The 18,804-nt window shown below is 47.1% G+C and carries 17 protein-coding genes and 1 pseudogene; 11 read left to right on the top strand and 7 right to left on the bottom strand.

Translation table 11 applies throughout. The features are described from left to right. Positions 1-237 (top strand): annotated as a pseudogene (locus JGK20_RS28690) (hypothetical protein); the annotation flags it as partial. A 418-nt stretch (positions 238-655) separates the two neighbouring features. On the opposite strand, the gene JGK20_RS28685 reads toward JGK20_RS28690, so the two are convergent. Beyond that, a complete protein-coding gene (locus JGK20_RS28685; RefSeq protein WP_293178953.1) occupies positions 656-2,005 on the bottom strand; it encodes a calcium-binding protein in 1,350 nt (449 codons plus the stop codon). A gap of 357 nt (positions 2,006-2,362) precedes the next feature. On the opposite strand from JGK20_RS28685, the gene JGK20_RS28680 reads away from it, so the two are divergent. From JGK20_RS28680 to JGK20_RS28670, 3 genes are all read left to right on the top strand, one after another. Further along, positions 2,363-3,565: a sensor histidine kinase gene (locus tag JGK20_RS28680; RefSeq protein ID WP_293233001.1), complete on the top strand. Its 1,203-nt coding sequence runs from the start codon at positions 2,363-2,365 to the stop codon at positions 3,563-3,565. Positions 3,566-3,682: 117 nt separating this feature from the next. Then, entirely contained in the window at positions 3,683-4,357 is a 675-nt protein-coding gene (locus JGK20_RS28675; protein ID WP_293178947.1) for a response regulator transcription factor, read from the top strand. Positions 4,358-4,526: 169 nt separating this feature from the next. Continuing rightward, a complete protein-coding gene (locus JGK20_RS28670) occupies positions 4,527-5,111 on the top strand; it encodes a Uma2 family endonuclease (RefSeq protein WP_293178944.1) in 585 nt (194 codons plus the stop codon). Between the two features lie 315 nt (positions 5,112-5,426). Here the strand turns inward: JGK20_RS28670 and argF are convergent, their stop codons facing one another. Beyond that, positions 5,427-6,347 (bottom strand): ornithine carbamoyltransferase, encoded by a 921-nt coding sequence (gene argF, locus JGK20_RS28665; protein ID WP_293178941.1) that lies wholly within the window; start codon positions 6,345-6,347, stop codon positions 5,427-5,429. A gap of 162 nt (positions 6,348-6,509) precedes the next feature. Further along, positions 6,510-7,523: a tRNA dihydrouridine synthase DusB gene (gene dusB, locus JGK20_RS28660; protein WP_293178986.1), complete on the bottom strand. Its 1,014-nt coding sequence runs from the start codon at positions 7,521-7,523 to the stop codon at positions 6,510-6,512. A 782-nt stretch (positions 7,524-8,305) separates the two neighbouring features. On the opposite strand from dusB, the gene JGK20_RS28655 reads away from it, so the two are divergent. The 3 genes from JGK20_RS28655 (at position 8,306) to JGK20_RS28645 (ending at position 11,228) form a co-directional block, all read left to right on the top strand. Further along, positions 8,306-9,916, top strand: a complete 1,611-nt coding sequence (locus tag JGK20_RS28655) for a glucose-6-phosphate isomerase (RefSeq protein WP_293190590.1) — start codon at positions 8,306-8,308, stop codon at positions 9,914-9,916. A 340-nt stretch (positions 9,917-10,256) separates the two neighbouring features. Beyond that, positions 10,257-10,997 carry a response regulator transcription factor gene (locus JGK20_RS28650; protein ID WP_293178935.1) on the top strand — a complete coding sequence of 247 codons (741 nt, stop codon included), beginning with the start codon at positions 10,257-10,259 and terminating at the stop codon, positions 10,995-10,997. Positions 10,998-11,066: 69 nt separating this feature from the next. Continuing rightward, positions 11,067-11,228 carry a hypothetical protein gene (locus JGK20_RS28645; protein WP_293190589.1) on the top strand — a complete coding sequence of 54 codons (162 nt, stop codon included), beginning with the start codon at positions 11,067-11,069 and terminating at the stop codon, positions 11,226-11,228. A gap of 24 nt (positions 11,229-11,252) precedes the next feature. Here JGK20_RS28645 and JGK20_RS28640 read toward each other — a convergent pair whose 3' ends face one another. The 3 genes from JGK20_RS28640 to murB all read right to left on the bottom strand — a co-directional run bounded on the left by JGK20_RS28640 (position 11,253) and on the right by murB (position 13,302). After that, complete coding sequence (locus JGK20_RS28640; RefSeq protein ID WP_293178929.1) at positions 11,253-11,741, bottom strand: low molecular weight protein-tyrosine-phosphatase; 489 nt, start codon at positions 11,739-11,741, stop codon at positions 11,253-11,255. A 191-nt stretch (positions 11,742-11,932) separates the two neighbouring features. Continuing rightward, positions 11,933-12,283, bottom strand: a complete 351-nt coding sequence (locus JGK20_RS28635) for a YbaB/EbfC family nucleoid-associated protein (protein ID WP_293178926.1) — start codon at positions 12,281-12,283, stop codon at positions 11,933-11,935. 62 nt (positions 12,284-12,345) lie between these two features. After that, positions 12,346-13,302 carry a UDP-N-acetylmuramate dehydrogenase gene (murB, locus tag JGK20_RS28630; RefSeq protein ID WP_293178923.1) on the bottom strand — a complete coding sequence of 319 codons (957 nt, stop codon included), beginning with the start codon at positions 13,300-13,302 and terminating at the stop codon, positions 12,346-12,348. A 35-nt stretch (positions 13,303-13,337) separates the two neighbouring features. Here murB and JGK20_RS28625 point away from each other — a divergent pair, with 35 nt between their 5' ends. Further along, entirely contained in the window at positions 13,338-13,502 is a 165-nt protein-coding gene (locus JGK20_RS28625; RefSeq protein ID WP_293154224.1) for a hypothetical protein, read from the top strand. On the opposite strand, the gene murC is transcribed toward JGK20_RS28625, so the two are convergent. Continuing rightward, entirely contained in the window at positions 13,453-15,009 is a 1,557-nt protein-coding gene (gene murC / locus JGK20_RS28620) for a UDP-N-acetylmuramate--L-alanine ligase (protein ID WP_293190588.1), read from the bottom strand. The two genes, JGK20_RS28625 and murC, sit on opposite strands and share 50 nt — an antisense overlap. Before the next feature lie 749 nt (positions 15,010-15,758). Between murC and nadD the strand changes: the two genes are divergently transcribed. From nadD to JGK20_RS28605, 3 genes are all read left to right on the top strand, one after another. Beyond that, positions 15,759-16,487 carry a nicotinate (nicotinamide) nucleotide adenylyltransferase gene (gene nadD, locus JGK20_RS28615; RefSeq protein WP_293232999.1) on the top strand — a complete coding sequence of 243 codons (729 nt, stop codon included), beginning with the start codon at positions 15,759-15,761 and terminating at the stop codon, positions 16,485-16,487. Positions 16,488-16,659: 172 nt separating this feature from the next. Beyond that, complete coding sequence (locus JGK20_RS28610) at positions 16,660-17,679, top strand: type I glyceraldehyde-3-phosphate dehydrogenase (protein WP_293178915.1); 1,020 nt, start codon at positions 16,660-16,662, stop codon at positions 17,677-17,679. Positions 17,680-18,286: 607 nt separating this feature from the next. Beyond that, positions 18,287-18,804, top strand: a 518-nt coding sequence (locus JGK20_RS28605) for a GDP-mannose 4,6-dehydratase (protein WP_293232997.1), incomplete at its 3' end; no start/stop codon positions are given.

The following is an 18,804-nucleotide window of genomic DNA, read 5'->3' as shown; positions in this document are numbered from 1 at the left end:
GCGATCGCCGGAAATTTGCAACAGTGCCAAGGAAGCTGCGACGGCGCGGGCTTGACATTGCAGGCAGTTAATGCTGGTGGCAAGGTGCGCCAACTGCGGGCGGATGGTAAAGGATGGTTTGGTGCGATCGAGCTTTCACCCGGTTCTTATCAGTTGAAAGTTGATGCAAGTCAAATTCAACAAACAGTTAATGTTGTCGCAGGTGAAGTCACAAAAGTGAATTTCGCCGCCTCTTAATCAGTCTGTAGGGTGCACAATGTGCACCTTACTTCGCTAGTTTGTAGCCACTTTTTAGGGTGTGCACTGCACACCTTACTAATTCATGAATTATCTATTTGTAACGATTAATTTATGTAATATAGCCTTTCTCAGAAAGATGAGGTATGACTGACAGCTTATATAACCGCTTAAATCAAGAGGGCCTTCTTCCCAACAACGTCCGCGAATCTTTGTGAGAAAGGCTATAAATTTAATAATTGCAGTCGGTTTTAACCGACTTAAGCTATGAGGCAGGGGTTTAAACCCCTGCCGGACTGGGAGAAAGCGCATTAAGCTGACCGCAGGAAAACAAGTTAAGCTGAAACCCGTGCACCTTACCCAAGCTACAATCAAAACTCGCTCCAAACTAACAGCAGTGCGATCGATCGACACAAAACTAGCTGATTCTGAATTGCGTTGTATCGTTGATATTTAGGTTACTGGGTGCATCTTGAACGATCGCAATCAACTCAAGGGGCTGTAAAAATCCTTTCTTGAAAACTCCCATATCTTGAGCGACACTCCCTCCTCGCAGGGAATTGGTGATGGGTTTGAGCTCATAGCTATTGCGAGGCCCGGACAGTTGAATCAGATCGTCACCGATTCTGAAGTCTATGATGCGAGCAAAATCTCCCGTGCCATCAATGCCATTGAAAAAGTTGAGCGCATCACCATCTGCAATGATGTTGCCATCATTATAGAAATTGTCCAGCACAAAAGTATCTCGACCTGCGCCGCCGATGAGCACATCGATCTCACCCCGTCCCAGATTGCCACTCTCGGCACCTTTAATTAAATCGTTCCCGTTACCCCCAACAATAACGTCATTTCCTCGATCGCCCGATAGCGAGTCGTTGCCGTTACCGCCGTTCAAAACATCATTACCGTTACCACCACTAGAATCGATGTTTGGCGATACACTGGAGTTCGCATTCAGGCGATCGTTGCCATCCCCCCCCGTGAATTGGATAAATCCGACACCGCTTGCCACGCCTAGATTGCTGACAGTCAAAACATCATCGCCACCTAAACCGTTAATTGCATTAAAACTTTCTATGCCTGTGGTTGTTAAGGTTACGGGGACGAGATTGGTGCGCTGCAATACAATGTTCGATCCCGATTGGGTGAGGTTAATATTATCCCCTTGCGCGATCGAACCGTTGAATAACAAATTATCGCTACCGCTGCCGCCTTGAATCAGATCGCTGCCGTCGCCATCCACCCATTGAAAGTTGTCATCGCCACTGCCGCCGATCATCGTATCGTTACCCTTGTCGCCAGCGAGGAAATCTGCCCCATCTCCACCGTCTAGCAAATCCGTATCGTTGCCACCTCGCAGGTTATCGTTGCCTAATTCTCCCCTTAAAGTATCGAATCCGTCTCCACCAATTAGGCGATCGTCCCCTGCCCGGCCCGAGATGTCGTCATTGCTAAAACTACCATCGATCAGATTGTTAAAAGCGTTGCCAGTCAAGACATCTTGATTGTTACCACCAATTAAGTTTTCAATACCGATGAAAGTTCCGCTACCTCCAAAAAAAGTTGCTTTGTTAGTCTCTAAAGACGCAATTATATTATTACCAAATCCTAGATAGGTCGCTGTATCATTTCCGTTTCCACCATCCAGAAGATCGTCCCCAAAGAAACCGCCAAACAGATTATCGTTTCCGTCCAATCCCCGCAGGGTATCGCTAGCAGCAGTACCGTTCAGATTGTCGTTGCCGTTGGTTCCATTAATTAAAGCCATGTTGGTTGCTCCTAGATATTAAGTGAATTATTGAGGCAAATCAAAACTGTTTGCTTTGGTTTGCTATGTCACAATCTTAGGAAATAAACTCGGTTCAACACATCTGAAAAACGTCTCGATCTGACATCAACGAAATGGATATTCTCGATCGCCCGCTTATCTGCCAAAAGTCGCGATCGCCCATTACTGCCGAGTGCGATGTTCGCGCTGCCTCTCCCGATCGGCTATAACTTTAGTCATAGTTCCCAGGGGTAGCATCAGCGAAAGTTAGAAAATTGCCGAGTTTTATAGACATTCAGTCTGACTTGCAGTATTTTTTGGGAATACTGAGAGCCACAACTACTGGAGGCCCCTGCCATGACTGCGATCGCATCCCTACTAAAAACCCAACCCCAACCGTTTCGCTTTTTGCTGTACACCGAATGGATCATGTTAGCCAGTTGTGGAGTGATGGCAGGCATCGAAGCGTGGCAGCGTCAAAGTATTCCCGTACAGCACATTCTGATCCTGGTATCCCTGGCCTTGATGGGATGGATCTTGCCGGCAGGCAAAACTTCGTTTCGCTATCTCTATACGGCGATCGAAATGGGTCTGATCTTCTACGGAACAACCTTGGGATACCTGCATATCCTACCGACGCTGTATTTGATCGTGTTAATTCGCAGTTGTTTTTTATTTGAATCTCCCGGTCGGTGGATAGTGGCAGGTCTTTCGCTGGTAATGTATATGTTTCATCAAGTTCAGTATCTTCAAAGAGTGATACCCCTGATGTTGCCTAATGTCGAGCAACAACAAATTTGGATGCACCAGACGGCAGAATTGTTGATGTTTGGATTGGGGCTATTTTTCGTGTCGCAGTTGGTCAGTACCTTACTAGCAGAACGTAGAACTCAGGAACAACTATCGCAAGCCCACGCGCAGCTACGAGAATATGCCCTGCAAATAGAAGATTTAGCAGCGGTTCAGGAACGCAATCGCATTGCTAGAGAGATTCACGATTCGCTGGGTCACGCCTTGACTTCGCTCAACATTCAACTGCAAACCGCCATGAAACTCTGGCAGCATGACCCAACAGAGGCACAACCGTTTTTGGAACAAGCACACCGACTCGGTAAGGTGGCGATGAAAGAAGTTCGACAATCGGTAAATGCGCTGAGGGCTGACGCAGAAGCAGAAGAAACCTTGGAACAGGGGATTTCCTCGCTGATGGAAGACTTTCGCCAGAGTATGGGCATTACTGTTACCAGCAGCATTTGCGTGGAAGTTGTATTACCACCTCAAGTTGTCAAAACGCTGTATCGCATCGTGCAAGAAGCCTTGACCAACATTTGCAAATACGCCCAAGCTACCGAGGTGCACCTGCAATTACAAACAACGCGCGATCGAGTGCACCTGACTGTTGAGGATAACGGGCGGGGGTTCAAATTAGAAAGTGGTACTGGCGGGTTTGGATTGCGAGGAATGCAAGAGCGAATTGCTTCTCTCAACGGAGAGTTTCACCTGGAAACATCACCCGCAGCGGGATGTAGAATCGATGTTAGCCTGCCGTTAAGTAGGTAGGCGAAAATAAATTACTTCATGTAACAAAATGTAAAATTAACGTAACCTCTTTTGGCGTTTTTTCTTTGTCTGTGCAATTAAGAACTATTATGGGATAAGAGATTTAGGAATTTCCCCATGATTCGTCTATTGCTAGTTGACGATCAGCAGCTTATCTGCCAAGGGCTCAAGGCTATGTTAAGCCTAGAATCAGATTTAGAAGTGATTGGAATTGCCCACAACGGTAAAGCTGCTCTAGAGCAAGTCGAAGCTCTCCAACCCGATGTTGTATTAATGGATTTAAAAATGCCCGTGATGGATGGTAGAGAAGCAACTCGCCTGATCTGCCAGTCATTTCCAAATACGAGTGTCTTGGTATTAACTACCTTTGATGACGATGGATACATTGTTGATGCGATGCGGGCCGGGGCCAAGGGCTATTTGTTGAAAGATATGCCATCGGAAGAGTTAGCACAGGCAATTCGTTTGGTGCAATCGGGTTATACTCAACTGGCTCCTGGCTTAATGGATAAGCTAATAACAGGATTTTGTGCAGCACCTACTAATTCAGAACCTACTAATCCAGCACCTACCGCTCAACCCTCGAAACTCGCTGCACTGACACAATTAACCCCGCGCGAACAAGAGGTATTGCAGTTGATTGGTAAAGGTTTAACTAACCGAGATATTGCCCAGCAGTTGTTTATTTCTGAGGGAACGGTGAAAACTCATGTTACTCATCTACTGAATCGGTTGAATTTACGAAATCGATCGCAATTGGCAATTTACGCCAATTCGGCGATCGAAACCTGAATCATTTGAATCATTTTATTGTTTTTTTATTAACCGCAGAGGGCGCAGAGGGCGCAGAGAGAGGGAATAGAGAGGCTGCACAATCCCGCTCGGATTACCGCTGCATACTTTACCTAATAAGCTACAATAAAATTATCCTGGATGGAATTGCGATATTTTTGGTGAAGCTATGCTAATAACAGAAGCCCCTTTTACGCTCCGCAAATGGACAGTTAAAGAATATCAGAAGCTGGGAGAGATGGGATTTTTTCACCCAGAGGAACGAGTCGAATTAGTTTCAGGAAATATTATCAGAATGAGTGCAAAAGGAACTGCTCACACCTCCGCTTTAGGGCGTACAGATAGATTGCTGCAAAACCTTTTTGGAAATCTGGCTTGGGTACGAATGCAAGATCCGATCGCCCTCGATGACAATTCCGAACCCGAACCGGATATCGCTGTAGTTAGAATCGATCCCTTTGACTACGCCACTCACCATCCGACGCCATCAGAAGTATATCTAATTATCGAAGTGGCAGACAGCAGCTTAGCTTACGATCGCGAAATTAAAGCCAAAATTTACGCGCGATCGGGAATTGTGGATTATTGGGTATTAAATGTGAATGACAGACAACTGCACGTTTTTCGAGAACCCGCTGATGATGGGTATCAAAGCGAAGTCATTCTTGAGGAAACTGCCAGTATTTCACCGCTGCAATTTCCCGCTTTTAATATTGCAATTGGGGAAATGCTGCCACCTATTATATCAAATTGACAACCGCTATCAAACTAATACAATAATTGCAGTCGGTTTTGATCCAATACGGTTCAGATAAAACGGCGGTTGAAATAACGGAAGACTCAGAATATCGCGTAATTTTAACCGCCTACTCTTCAACCCACGGAGGTGGGTTTTGTCTGTGTAGACGCGGTTTCAACCGCCGTCTTATTTTGAAATAACGGAAGACTCCGAAGATCGCGTAATTTTAACTGCCCACTCTTCAACCCACGGAGGTGGGTTTTGTCTGTGTAGACGCGGTTTCAACCGCCGTCTTAACCGCCGTCTTAACCGCCGTCTTATCTTATTAACCTAATCGCTTTCGAGAATGCTAGCCAGCAAAGCTTGCTGAGCGTGCATCCGATTTTCCGCTTGATCCCAAACGCGCGATCGCGAACCTTCAATCACCGCATCGGTAATCTCTTCATCCCGGTGTGCCGGCAAACAGTGCAGTACGATGGCATTGCGATCGGCCATCCCTACCAGTCGTTCATTTACCTGATAAGGTTCAAACAAAGGAATTCTGAGTTTAGCCTCCTCTTCCTGTCCCATACTTGCCCAAACATCAGTGTAAATCACTTGAGTATTCTTAGCAGCAGCTTCCGCATCAGCCGTCACAGTAACTTCGGTTTTGCCATTAGCAATCGCCTCAGCTTTTGCTACTATTTCAGGATTTGGCAGGAAATCTTTAGGACAAGCAATTCTGACATTCATCCCCATCATTGCACAGCCCAACATCAGCGAATTAGCCATGTTGTTGCCGTCACCAAAATAAGTCAGCGTCAGTCCTTCCAGCTTGCCAAAACACTCTTTGACTGTCATTAAATCCGCCAGCACTTGACATGGATGTTCGTCATCTGTTAGCGCATTAATTACAGGAATTTTGGCATAATTGGCAAAGGTTACTAAATCCTTTTGCTCGAAAGTCCGAATTGCCAAAATATCTAAATATCTGTCTAAAACTCTGGCGGTATCTACCAACGGTTCGCCACGGCTGACTTGTGTTACATTGGGATTGAGGTCGATTACTTGCCCTCCCAATTTATACATTGCCACCGTAAAACTCACCCGCGTTCGTGTCGAAGCTTTGGAAAATAACAAGCCGAGAACTTTGTTGCGTTTCAGCTTGACCATTCCCGATTTTAAACTGGTTGCGAGATCCAGTAAATAATTTAATTCGTCAATGCTTAAATCGGCCAGACTTAATAAATCTCGCCCTTTTAATGAGTCCATGCTTTCCCCTACACACAAATTTTCAACTGTTAATAAAAACGGTTCGTAGTGAGGACTTTAGTCCTCTGAATTAGAGGACTAAAGTCCTCACTACGAACCTTACTTTTTGCGAGCGATTGGACTCGCAACAGCGGGCTTTTGGCGAGTCCCTCTCCCAGGGTTTTAAACTGCTGGCAATTGCTCGATCGCGCGATCGATCGATTCGCAACCTTGCTCAACCGTTTCTACCACAGCCAACACACCCCGCAATTCCGCAGCACCGGGGAAGCCCTTAGCATACCAGGTTAAGTGCTTGCGCGCTTGAGAGACACCGCTTTCACCTTTGTATTCCCACAAAGCCCGCAGATGTTCCTTAGCACATTCGAGAAGTTCAATTGGTGTCGGAGGTATCTTTTCCACACCTGTTTTCAAGAAATAATCGACTTCTCCCACCAAGAATGGATAGCCCAAAGTTCCCCGCGAACACATCACTCCGTCGGCGCCAGTTTCTTCGAGACACCGCACCGCTGCTTCCACTGAAAAAATGTCTCCGTTACCAATGACGGGAATCGATAAAACTTCCTTAACACGGCGAATCCACTCCCATTTTGCCGGGCCGGTGTAACCTTGCGATCGCGTGCGGCCGTGTACGGTAATCATTTTTGCTCCCGCATCTTCCATCCGCTTGGCAAATTCCACAATATTAATTTCTTTGTCAGTCCAACCGATGCGAGTTTTCACTGTCACAGGAACATCTACAGCATCCACAACCGCCCGCACAATTGCCTCTGCTGTTTCGGGATCTCGCAGCAGCGAAGAACCGCCGCCGTTTTTAGTAATTTTGTTAACCGGACAGCCCATATTAATATCAACAGTATCCGCTCCTTCTGCTACAGCTTTTTGTGCCGCTTCCGCCAAAAAATTCGGCCGACAGTCAAACAATTGAATGCTAATCGGGCGCTCGTTTGGATCGATTTCCATAATTCGTGGCAGTTGCTTCACGTAGTGCAAACCCGTAGCATTGACCATTTCGGTGTACATCATCGAATCCGGGGCATAGCGGCGCACCAGGCGGCGAAATACCAAATCGGTTACGCCGGATAAGGGCGATTGCAGAACACGACTTTTGACTTCAAAGTCGCCGATTTTCAGCGGAGTTGCTAATCTTTCTTTTAATTCTGGAGATAGAGTAAGCATAGTCGATCGCACTTTAATTATAATATCTGTATATTCCAATACGTTTCTGTTCGCGCTGTTTATTGCCCGGAGATCCCCCTCGCATCCCTTGATAGTCGGGGGACTTTGAAAATACTCTTGTCTCCCCCTGATAGTCGGGGGGCTAGGGGGAGCATTCTTAAGTGAAGCACTATTGCTGTATATTATACTACAATTTTGGTATTAGACAGTTGTTCATTATATTTTTAGCCGATGATTGAGTGACCGCAAAAAGTATATTTAACCAGACTGCAATGCCTGTTTTAAAGGGACTTGCCAGAATTTAACTGTTGTCAAACTAAAACCCAAAGCCGAACCCTGACAACATTTAAATCTATCTGTCGCTGTCGCTTTACTTTCGATCGATGCTATGGGGGATGCCACTAATGGGCGTTCTACCTACTCAGACTGTTGCGCCAGTCACATTTTTATTCTCTAATTCTGCCACACTCTTCTGCCTGTCGCAGGGTTCCGCCTTCAGACGAGTCATGCTTAAATTTATTGGGATTCTGCAAAAGCCATACATAATACCATTTTTCTTTCCTATGTGCTATGGATGAAGTCTTAGCCCCCTCTTAATAAGGGGGGGTTGTTGTTGGGCTTCAGCCCTCTTCGTTTGGGCTTCAGCCCTCTTCGTTTAAGCGGTTATATAAGCAGTCAGTCATACCTCATCTTTCTGATAAATGCTATAACATCGTTTTAAACTACAATTGGTTGATTCCCGACTAGCCCGATCGAACATTATAAGAATCGTAGAGAATTATATGGACGCCGCAGCACTCTGGCAACGCTATCAAGACTGGCTTTACTATCACTCTGGATTGGGACTTTATCTCGATATCAGCCGGATGGGATTCGACGACGATGCGGTAGCAGCACTGAAGCCCAAATTTGACAAAGCTTTCAAAGATATGACAGCTTTGGAAGCAGGCGCGATCGCCAATCCCGACGAAAACCGCATGGTGGGCCACTACTGGCTGCGAAACCCCGATTTAGCTCCCACTCCAGAATTAAAACAAGAAATAGTCGAAGGCATATCACAAGTCGAAGAATTTGTCAAGAAAGTTCAAAGTCGCGATATTAAACCGCCATTTGCTCCGCAATTTACCGATATTATCTCGATCGGCATTGGCGGTTCTGCCCTCGGGCCTCAATTCGTCGCCGAAGCCCTATCCCCAGACATTCCACCCCTAGCAATTCATTTTATTGACAACACAGATCCGGCTGGGATCGATCGCATCCTCAACAAAATCAAAGACAAACTCAGCAGCACCTTAGTAATTACTATCTCCAAATCCGGCGGCACCCCCGAACCCCGCAACGGCATGATCGAAGTTCAAAAAGCCTTCGCAGCCCAAAAACTCGACTTCGCCAAACAGGCAATTGCCATCACCGGCACAGACAGCCAACTCGACAAATTAGCCAAATCACAAGGCTGGATTGCCAGCTTCCCCATGTCAGACTGGGTGGGAGGACGCACTTCGGAACTCTCAGCCGTAGGACTTTTGCCAGCAGCTTTGCAAGGCATCGACATTCGGGCGATGCTCGATGGCGCCAAAGTCATGGACGAAGCTACCAGAATTCCCGACATTAAAAACAATCCCGCTGCCCTTTTAGCCCTGTCCTGGTATTTTGCCTGCAACGGACGCGGCGAGAAAGACATGGTAGTTTTGCCATACAAAGATTCCCTGCTATTGTTCAGCCGCTATTTGCAGCAATTAGTCATGGAATCGATCGGCAAAGAAAAAGATTTAGACGGCAACACAGTTTATCAAGGAATCTCAGTCTACGGCAACAAAGGCAGCACCGACCAACACGCCTACGTCCAGCAACTCCGAGAAGGCGTGCCGAATTTCTTCCTAACATTTATCGAAGTTTTGGAAGACAGGCAAGGAATTTCTCCAGAAGTAGAACCGGGCGTCACCTCGGGAGATTATTTATCTGGTTTGTTGCAGGGAACTCGACAAGCTTTGTACGAAAATCATCGAGATTCAATCACCGTCACAATTACAAAAGTCAACCCTCGGACAGTAGGAGCATTAATCGCCCTCTACGAAAGAGCCGTAGGTTTTTACGGTTCCTTGGTAAATGTCAATGCCTATCACCAGCCAGGGGTTGAAGCCGGTAAAAAAGCGGCCGCTGCTGTGTTGGATTTGCAGCAACTGGTGCTGCAAGTCATCAAAGACGCTCCAACACCTCTGTCTGTATCAGAAATAGCAAAAAAAGCAGGAAGGCCAGAGCAAATCGAGACAATTTACAAAACTCTGCGGCATTTGGCAGCCAACGGGCGCGGCGTAGCTTTGCAGGGAACATTAGCGCAACCTGGTACTTTAACTGCAACTTATCAGAGAGATGGGTCTAAAACCCCTTCTTGAGTGGCCGGCTTTTCGCCATTGTTCAGTAAAATAACAAATCCATCTTCACAAATGAATATGGTAAAATAAACACATCAGACAAGATTAAAAAACCAACCCCCTGCCGGTGGGAAAGTCTACGCCCAAAACATTTTGAGGAGACATGACTACGCACTTAAGCGTGTAAACGTAGTCAGCGAAAGGAACCTTAACAAAAGGGATATTTTGACAGAAATGTCTTAAGAATCCCGGTACCTTGATATTCGGGGAGTGTCAACAACAGAATTAAACAGTAGAATTAAAAATTAAAAGTGAAATTAATCACTTTTAATTTTTAATGTTTAATTTTTAATGTCCGCCCATGCCCTTGACGATTCTGGTTGCTGACGACGATTTCGCGACGCGCTTGTCGATTACCGATTATCTGGAAATTACGGGATACTCTGTAATCGCTGCTGAGAACGGCAAAGATGCTTTAGGCTTGGTAGAGGAATTTCAGCCACATTTGATTGTTACCGACATTACAATGCCCGAGATGGATGGCTACGAATTCGTGCGTCGAGTTCGGACTCGTCCCGCCTTCCGATTGCTACCGGTGATTTTTTTGACGGAACGCACGAGCACGCAGGAACGGATTCGCGGCTATCAGATGGGGTGCGACAATTTTCTGGCTAAGCCTTTTGAACTCCCGGAATTGGGCGCGGTAATTCGCTCTTTGCTCGATCGCTACGCTCTAATTGCTCAGGCACCGTCTCGTTCCCCCGAACCCGAACAGATGCCAACAGCGACAGGTATCATCGCCAATGACCAGCCTCAAACTGATTTTTTAACTCAAAAACCAGAAACGCGCGATTCTTTACGGGATAGCTCGTTCGCGCGGGTATATGGCAGTGGCGATGCTCCGAATTTGACGCAACGAGAGCAGGAAGTGCTAGATTTGCTGACAGAAGGTCTTTCTAATATTCAAATCGGCGATCGGCTCCACCTCAGTCCTCGCACCATCGAAAAGCACGTCAGCAGCTTGTTCAGAAAAACTGAAAGCAACAACCGGGCAGAACTGGTTCGCTTTGCGATGGAACACCATTTGGTCGGTAATTGGTAATTGTTCAGTTGACAGTTGACAGTTGACAATTGACAGCGACCTCTACCTAGAAGGAAGAGGATTTGAGTAATGAATAGTCTGATTTTAATTTCTCCCGAAAAAGCTTGGGGCTTTCAACCAATTCTTTCTGGTATGGCGGTTCTCAAGCGTAGTGAGGTATGCCTGCGTGCCCACGGAGCCCAGTGCGTACCTCATAGGGGAGATCGAAATGCTATAATTGGTAATTGTTAATTGGTAATTGGTAATTGGTAATTGTTAATTGTTAATTGTTAATTGTTCCTGACTGATAACGTATTCCAACAAACCCTCCGAAGCGTCCAGCAGTAAATCAATTACCCGATCGAATCCCTCCGGCCCACCGTAGTAAGGATCGGGAACTTCCTTCAAGTCGTGCGATCGGCAAAAATCGCACATCAAGCGCACTTTATCTTTATATTTTCCCGCAGTATCAACAGCAAGAATATTGCGATAATTGTCGCGATCCATCGCCAAAATCAAATCAAAATTTTCAAAATCTTTCCTGTTAAATTGGCGGGCTTCGCCTAACAATTCAATCTTGCGCTTCCTCGCCGCCAACGCCATGCGGTTGTCAGGGGGGCTGCCAATGTGATACCCGCCAGTTCCGGCTGAATCGCAGGTGATGCGATCGCTCAAACCAGCTTGTTTAATTAAGTGATTCATAATATTTTCTGCTGAGGGCGATCGGCAGATATTTCCGAGGCAGACAAACAATAATTTAGTCATTAGTTATTAGTCATTAGTTATTAGTTATTAGTTATTAGTCATTAGTCATTAGCGCTGTCCCCGCTCGCGAACGTTATTAGTCATTAGTCATTTGTTGCTCGCTTGGGGCTGCTAATAACCAATAACCAATAACATTAGTCAACAGTCAACTAATGACTAATGACTGATGACTAATGACTGATGACTAATGACTAGCCGAACCCAGGGAGATTCAGTCCGCCGGTCAGTTCTTCCATTTTCTCCCGCATCGTTGCCGTAGACTTAGTGTAGGCATCCTGCATCGCCACCGTGACGAGTTCAGAAACCACATCAGCACCTTCACCGATCGCATCCGGTGAGATTTCGACGCGGCGGGGTTCTTGGTTGCCGCTGAGAAAAACCTTAACCAAGCCGCCGCCGGCAGTTCCCTCAATTTCCATTACATCCAACTCTTCTTGGAGCTTTTTAGCTCCTTCTTGAACCTGCTGAGCTTTTTTGAAAGCTTCAGTCAGTTCTTTCATTTTGCCCAGGCCGAAGCCAAATCCTTGTCCTGATTTTGTCATAACTACTTTGTGATGATGTGTGCGCTGGCAGTCTGCCGTTTCCGTATTACTTCAATCATGCCTTAGAAGGGGAACTCTCCCAGTATTCTAACTTCTGGCTCCAACAACAGCGACCACCGCTGCTCGACTTGCTGTTGAACGTGGCGGATCACTTGAAAAATATCATTGGCCGTTGCTGACCCGCAGTTAAGAATAAAATTAGCATGGCGCTGAGCTACTTGCGCGCCACCGATCTGGTATCCCTTCAGTCCCGCTTGTTCGATTAACCAGCCTGCTGCCTTGGGGCTGGGGTTGCGGAAAACAGAGCCGCAGCTAGGCAGGTGGTAGGGTTGACTCGTCCGCCGCTGGCTGAAATTGTTATTAGTTTCTGCCATGACTTGCGATCGATCGAATCCCGGCTGCAACTGGAAAGTCGCTTCTGTTACCAGTCGATCGCCCCCTTGCAACACTGAAGTCCGGTAACGATAGCCCAAAGCTTCTGGTGTGAGAATTTCCACCTTACCATTAGGGGATAGCAGGCGAGCGTTGACTAGAATATCAGCAGCACAGCCCCTGTGAGCGCCTGCATTCATCACCACAGCGCCTCCCACAGTGCCCGGTATGCCAACTGCCCATTCCAGGCCTTTCCAGCCCCGCTTAGCCGCCAACCAAGCGAGGCGGGGGATTGACTCCCCCGCCCCGGCTGTAACTTGACCTGTTTCTGCATTAAAGTTTACCTGTTTCAGGTAGCGAGTGGCGACGACCAAACCGGACAAACCCCGATCGCTCACCAACAAATTAGAACCCGCGCCTAGGAGAGTCACCGGTATCCCTTCATCGTGCGCCCAGGCAAAACTCGCTTGCAAAGCCTCCAGACTGCGGGGAGCGACGTACCACTCAGCCGGGCCGCCGACTCGGAAAGAAGTCAGACCCGCCAAAGAAACTTGAGAATTAATTTTACAGTCAGTTCCCCGCAAAGAAATAGGAGAATACACTCGCCGATTTTCCTTCACACAGGAGTCATTCGATATAGTCACCATCTTGAAAATCCTTAAAAATACATTCGCTTGAAGAGGTGGTAGCAAATTCTGTTTGCGTAACTTATGCGACTGTTTTGAGAGAGTCGCCAGACAGCAGTGTCGGTACAACCTGCACCGCCATCATGTCGATCGACTTGGGGCGGGCGAGAGCTAATCCGGGCGATCGGCTTGTTGATAAAAAGCCATCACCTCTGGAATAATCTGATTCAGATTGCCAGCACCCAAAAACAGAGCCAAATCCCCCGGTTGCAGATTTTCGGTTAAAAACTTACTTACCGACTCCAGAGAAGATTGAAACTCAACCTCTCGGCCTTCTTTAGCAATCAAATCAGCAACCTGCTGCCCGCTAATCTCTCCTAAATTCGGTTCCCCAGCACTATAAATATCGCAAGCGACAACCAAATCTGCATCCCCAAAAGATTGAGCAAATTCTGGCAAAAATGTCAGAGTTCGGCTGTAACGGTGCGGTTGAAAAATAGCAACTACTCTTCGGGATTTGGAATTCTTTTCGTTACCTTCGATGCGTAAGCGAGCAGCGGCCAAGGTAACGCGAATTTCGCTGGGATGGTGGGCGTAGTCGTCCACAAACAGGATGTCATTGTGAAAACCCCGCACTTCAAAACGGCGGCGAGCGCCTTCAAAGCCAGCAATCGATGAAGCGATCGCCGAAAACTCCAACCCCAACAATCGACCAACTGCTACGGCTGCTAGTGAATTGCTAAGATTGTGTTTGCCCAACAACTTCAACTCCATTTCCCCCAGGAAAGCTCCTCGCTCCCAAATGCCAGCCTTGGTGCTGGCGGCGCCGTATTCCACATCGGAAACCGTGTAGTCAGCACCGCTGTCCGGATTCAAGCTGTAGCTGACATTCGGTGCAAGGCAGTCTTTGACGATTTCGTCGTCAATGCAGCCCACCAACGTTTGACAGTTTTTGGCAAACACTTTAAATGTGTCTATTACCTGTTCGAGGGTATCGTAATGGTCTGGATGATCCAGTTCCACATTCGTCACTATGCCAATTTTGGCTGCGAGCTTGACGAGGGAACCGTCGGATTCATCAGCCTCGGCGACCAAGTAGGGGCCTTCCCCTAAACGGGCATTCCCTTCCCAAGCATTTACCTCGCCTCCTACCACGATCGTCGGATCCAGACCCGCAGCCATCAGCATAAAGCCGATTAAGCTGCTAGTGGTAGTTTTGCCGTGAGTCCCTGCTACGGCTATGCTTTGGTAATCTTGAATTAACGCTGCCAACACATCCGATCGATGAAAAATCGGACATTCCAAATCTAGGGCAGCTCGATATTCGGCATTTGCCGGGTGAATTGCCGTCGAACATACTACTTGAGGCAATCCCACAATTGCTTGGGGGCCAGAACCCTTGCCGTTCAATTTGAGAGATTCGGCTGTCGCCACGGAAGTCCCTACCGTGCCAGCGACTGCCGAGGATACGGCCTTTTCGGCTGCCCCGCGATCGGGACTGCTACCGTTGAGGGCCGTTTGAAATATTTCAAAATTGCTGGCGTCTTGACGCCAAAAAATGTGAGCTCCCATTTCTTGCAAGCGCTCGGTTATGTGACTCGATTTAATATCGGAGCCGTACACAGGCAACTTGCGTTTCGCTAGAATGTAGGCAAGGGCTGACATCCCAATTCCACCAATGCCGATGAAATGAAATGGTCTCCCGCTGAAATCAACAGAACTCGGCATCTTCGCTCCTCACACACCACACCACGCCAATAACACGCGATATCATATCAAGAATTGTTTTTTCAGGATACAGTTCGCTAGAGATTTTGTACAAAATTCTCTGCGCGTCCCTAGAATTGTGGGACTTGTAGAGATGTTTGTCTTGTATCCTATATGACTTAGTACCGAGTAGTTTTCCGGAACAGTCACAGCTCGAAAATTGCAGGTCAGAGAGAATGGGGTCTGGGGTCGGGGCTAACTGACTAATTGTGGGCGGTTGCATATCTCCTGCATTCTTTCTCTTTCTACCCGCCTGCTGTGCTGGGATACGGCAGCAAAAGCCCCACAACCTTTGTACGAAGATTGAGGGTAAAACCCATCAGGATTTACAAACACTACCACGTATCACAAAAGTTCGCTCATTTTCTAGTTATTTATCTGCGGGTACGGTCATTTTTTCCTGAAAATCAGAGATTGACTCGATCGCCACCACAGTAGCTTCTCACATATTTGTATACATTTTCTCACTTAATAAAGGTACGTTGTTGGGCTTCAGCCCTCTTACGCTCTTTTATACATTACATCAAGGTACAGCCCAACAATTTAAATCACAGTCATACCTCACCTATTTGAGAATGAGTTATATACAAAATATACATTCGATCGCAACCGTCAAACAGTGACTGAGCTTAGTGGTAAAAGCGCACAAACATGAAATTTGGGCGATGTCTGTCTGTATTAATCCTAATTAATCCTAATTTTTGGGAATTATGGGGAAAATAGCGATTTTTGGGGGTACTTTTGACCCGGTGCACTGGGGTCACTTGTTGGTAGCCCAGGCGGCTGCGAGTCAATTTAATCTCGATCGAGTGATTTGGGTACCCGATCGCGCTCCTCCTCACAAGTGGCGATCGGATTTGGCAAGTTTTGATCGGCGGCGCTCCATGCTCGCTCTGGCGCTCGGCGATCGCCCAGACTTCCTACTAGCTCCGTTGGAGGCAAATTCCTCGGGCAGTTCTTTTGCGATCGACACTTTGCTGTATTTGCAAAAAATGTATCCAGGCGATCGGTGGTACTGGATTATTGGCAGCGATGCTTTCAGAACTCTTCCCAAATGGCACCGCTCGGCCGAAATCGGGCGGTTGTGCCACTGGTTGGTGGGCCCGCGTCCGAGTCAGGTAGATCCGCAGACAGCAGAAAGCGGGGACATAGGGGCAGCATCTGAGTGGGGCGATAGTTTGAGCGATGTGTCCATTGATGCTGACGACAGGATGCAGGTTGAGACAAATGCTGTTTGCTGCAAAGTTGCCGAACAGATGGCTCTGCTAGATGTGGAAATTTGTTGGGAGGTGCTGTCCATGCGCGCGATCGAGATTTCGTCGAGCCACATCCGCCGCTGCTGGGCCCAAAATCGCGAGCTGGGCGACTTAGTACCGGAAGTTGTCGGGAGTTATATTGCGGCCCATCAGCTTTACCAGCAACCAGCAGCCGAAAGCTGAATGCCTTGAGCCTTCGGATTTCTGCCTTCTCAAAAATTTCAGATTTTTTCGATACAGACGAAAAGTTAGAAAGGATCAGCCTTTGCGATATGATCTGGTGTCAGAAGTCAATTATTAAATTTTTCCAAAAATTCAGCCTGAGTTAAGGGCTGCCATCATTAGGAGGTACTAGGTGATTAGAGTCGCGATCAATGGTTTTGGACGTATTGGGCGCAGTTTTACGCGCTGCTTGCTGGGCCGAGAAAATAGCCAGCTTGAGCTGGTAGCAATTAATGACACTTCCGATCCGAAAACTAATGCTCACTTGCTGAGATACGATTCCATGATGGGAACGTTGAAGGGTGTGGACATCAGTACGGATGAAAATTCGATTATTCTCAATGGCAAGACAGTTAAATGCGTGAGCGATCGCAATCCGCTCAACCTGCCTTGGAAAGATTGGGGTATTGATCTGATTATTGAAGCAACCGGCGTCTTCGTTGACCAAGCTGGTGCCTCGAAGCATATCACTGCCGGCGCTAAAAAAGTGCTAATTACTGCTCCCGGTAAGGGGCCAGAAGTTGGCACCTATGTGATGGGAGTCAACCACCACAACTACAAGCACAGTGACTACACTGTCATCAGCAATGCTAGCTGTACTACTAACTGTCTAGCTCCCGTACTGAAAGTGCTTCACGAAAATTTTGGCATCGTCAAAGGCATGATGACCACTACCCACAGCTATACTGGCGACCAGCGCTTGCTGGATGCCAGCCACCGGGATTTGCGACGGGCGCGGGCTGCTGCGATGAATATTGTGCCTACTTCTACTGGTGCTGCTCAAGCTGTGGCTTTGGTGATTCCAGAATTGAAGGGTAAGTTAAATGGCATCGCCATGCGGGTTCCGACTCCTAATGTGTCGGTCGTTGATTTTGTGGCTCAGGTAGAGAAAAAGACTTTTACCGAGCAAGTAAATCAAGTTTTCAAAGAAGCAGCCGAAGGCCCGATGAAGGGGATTTTGGAGTACAACGATTTGCCTCTGGTTTCTTGCGACTATCGCGGAAACGATTCTTCTTCCATCCTAGATTCTAGCTTGACACTGGTGATGGACGGCGACATGGTAAAGGTGTTGGCTTGGTACGACAACGAGTGGGGCTACAGCCAGCGCGTAGTTGACTTGGCTGAATTGGTCGCCCAACGGTGGGAAGGCTAGTATCTGAAGAAGGCATTGGTCAGTAGGCAAAAGGTAAAAATAACGAATAAAGCAATATTGGTCTACTGTTTGATGCTATAACCCAGATCCCCCCTAACCCCCCTAAAAAAGGGGGGGACATGAGCCTTCTCTAAAAAAGGGGGGACAAGAGTCTTCTCAAAGTCTCCTTTTTAAGGGGGATTTAGGGGGATCTCGTCTCGGCTATAAGGGAGATTTCAGGACTTACGCACGGGTAGCCAGAAACCGGGTTTTTTCACCCAAATATTTGGTTCAAACCCTTAATATCGGTAAAAAACCCGGTTTCTTTAGTCCTCCGGCGTAAGTCCTGAAATTTGTTTGTAAATCGGACGTACGGTTGAAACCGCGTCTACACTACACAAACGATGTCCGCCGGACGCCGACGGAAAAATAACCGAATTGTAAGTGCCACGTCTTCAACCCACGGAGGTGGGTTTTGTCTATATAGACGCGGTTTCAACCGCCCGGTCTTCTCTGGTAACTCCTCGAAAAATCCCAAATATTAAAAATAATAAAAATTCTGACGGTAAAAGTTAAATAACGGGAAAAATAGCAATCGTTAAGCTAGAGTTTGGTTGTCAAAATTTATATGAAAAAAGCGTTAATTTGTGGTATATCAGGTCAAGATGGAGCTTATTTAGCTAAACTGCTGCTCGATCGAGGTTATGAAGTTTGCGGCACTTCGAGAGACGCCCAAATGTCTAGTTTCGGAAACCTGGCTCGTTTGGGCATCCGAGACAGAGTAAAACTAGAATCCATGTCTCTCAACGATTTTCGCAGCGTCTTGCAAGTATTAGCAAAAATTGCACCCGACGAAGTGTACAATCTAGCGGGTCAAAGTTCCGTCGCTCTGTCTTTTGAACAACCGGTAGAAACCCTCGAAAGTATTGCCACAGGTACATTAAATCTGTTAGAAGCAATTCGGTTTGCAGGCGGTAAAATTAAACTTTACAATGCCAGTTCTAGCGAATGTTTTGGGGATACCGGAGGTTGTGCAGCGGATGAAAACACGCCCTTTCGCCCCAGAAGTCCTTACGCAGTGGCGAAGGCTACAGCATTTTGGGAAGTAGCAAATTATCGGGAAGCGTACAATTTGTTTGCGTGTTC

Origin of the sequence: Microcoleus sp. PH2017_05_CCC_O_A (assembly GCF_020738785.1) — a bacterium.
Classification (GTDB): Bacteria; Cyanobacteriota; Cyanobacteriia; order Cyanobacteriales; family Microcoleaceae; genus Microcoleus.
Note: the sequence above shows the minus strand (reverse complement) of the source record. Positions and strands in the feature narration are given on the sequence as shown.

Coding starts and splice junctions, on each gene's coding strand:
- nadD (WP_293232999.1), top strand. CDS start 15,759: ATGGGGAAAATAGCGATTTTTGGGGGTACTTTTGACCCGGTGCACTGG.
- JGK20_RS28680 (WP_293233001.1), top strand. CDS start 2,363: ATGACTGCGATCGCATCCCTACTAAAAACCCAACCCCAACCGTTTCGC.
- JGK20_RS28685 (WP_293178953.1), bottom strand. CDS start 2,005: ATGGCTTTAATTAATGGAACCAACGGCAACGACAATCTGAACGGTACT.
- JGK20_RS28655 (WP_293190590.1), top strand. CDS start 8,306: ATGGACGCCGCAGCACTCTGGCAACGCTATCAAGACTGGCTTTACTAT.
- JGK20_RS28675 (WP_293178947.1), top strand. CDS start 3,683: ATGATTCGTCTATTGCTAGTTGACGATCAGCAGCTTATCTGCCAAGGG.
- dusB (WP_293178986.1), bottom strand. CDS start 7,523: ATGCTTACTCTATCTCCAGAATTAAAAGAAAGATTAGCAACTCCGCTG.
- murC (WP_293190588.1), bottom strand. CDS start 15,009: ATGCCGAGTTCTGTTGATTTCAGCGGGAGACCATTTCATTTCATCGGC.
- murB (WP_293178923.1), bottom strand. CDS start 13,302: ATGGTGACTATATCGAATGACTCCTGTGTGAAGGAAAATCGGCGAGTG.
- JGK20_RS28640 (WP_293178929.1), bottom strand. CDS start 11,741: ATGACTAAATTATTGTTTGTCTGCCTCGGAAATATCTGCCGATCGCCC.
- JGK20_RS28670 (WP_293178944.1), top strand. CDS start 4,527: ATGCTAATAACAGAAGCCCCTTTTACGCTCCGCAAATGGACAGTTAAA.
- argF (WP_293178941.1), bottom strand. CDS start 6,347: ATGGACTCATTAAAAGGGCGAGATTTATTAAGTCTGGCCGATTTAAGC.
- JGK20_RS28635 (WP_293178926.1), bottom strand. CDS start 12,283: ATGACAAAATCAGGACAAGGATTTGGCTTCGGCCTGGGCAAAATGAAA.
- JGK20_RS28650 (WP_293178935.1), top strand. CDS start 10,257: ATGCCCTTGACGATTCTGGTTGCTGACGACGATTTCGCGACGCGCTTG.
- JGK20_RS28645 (WP_293190589.1), top strand. CDS start 11,067: ATGAATAGTCTGATTTTAATTTCTCCCGAAAAAGCTTGGGGCTTTCAA.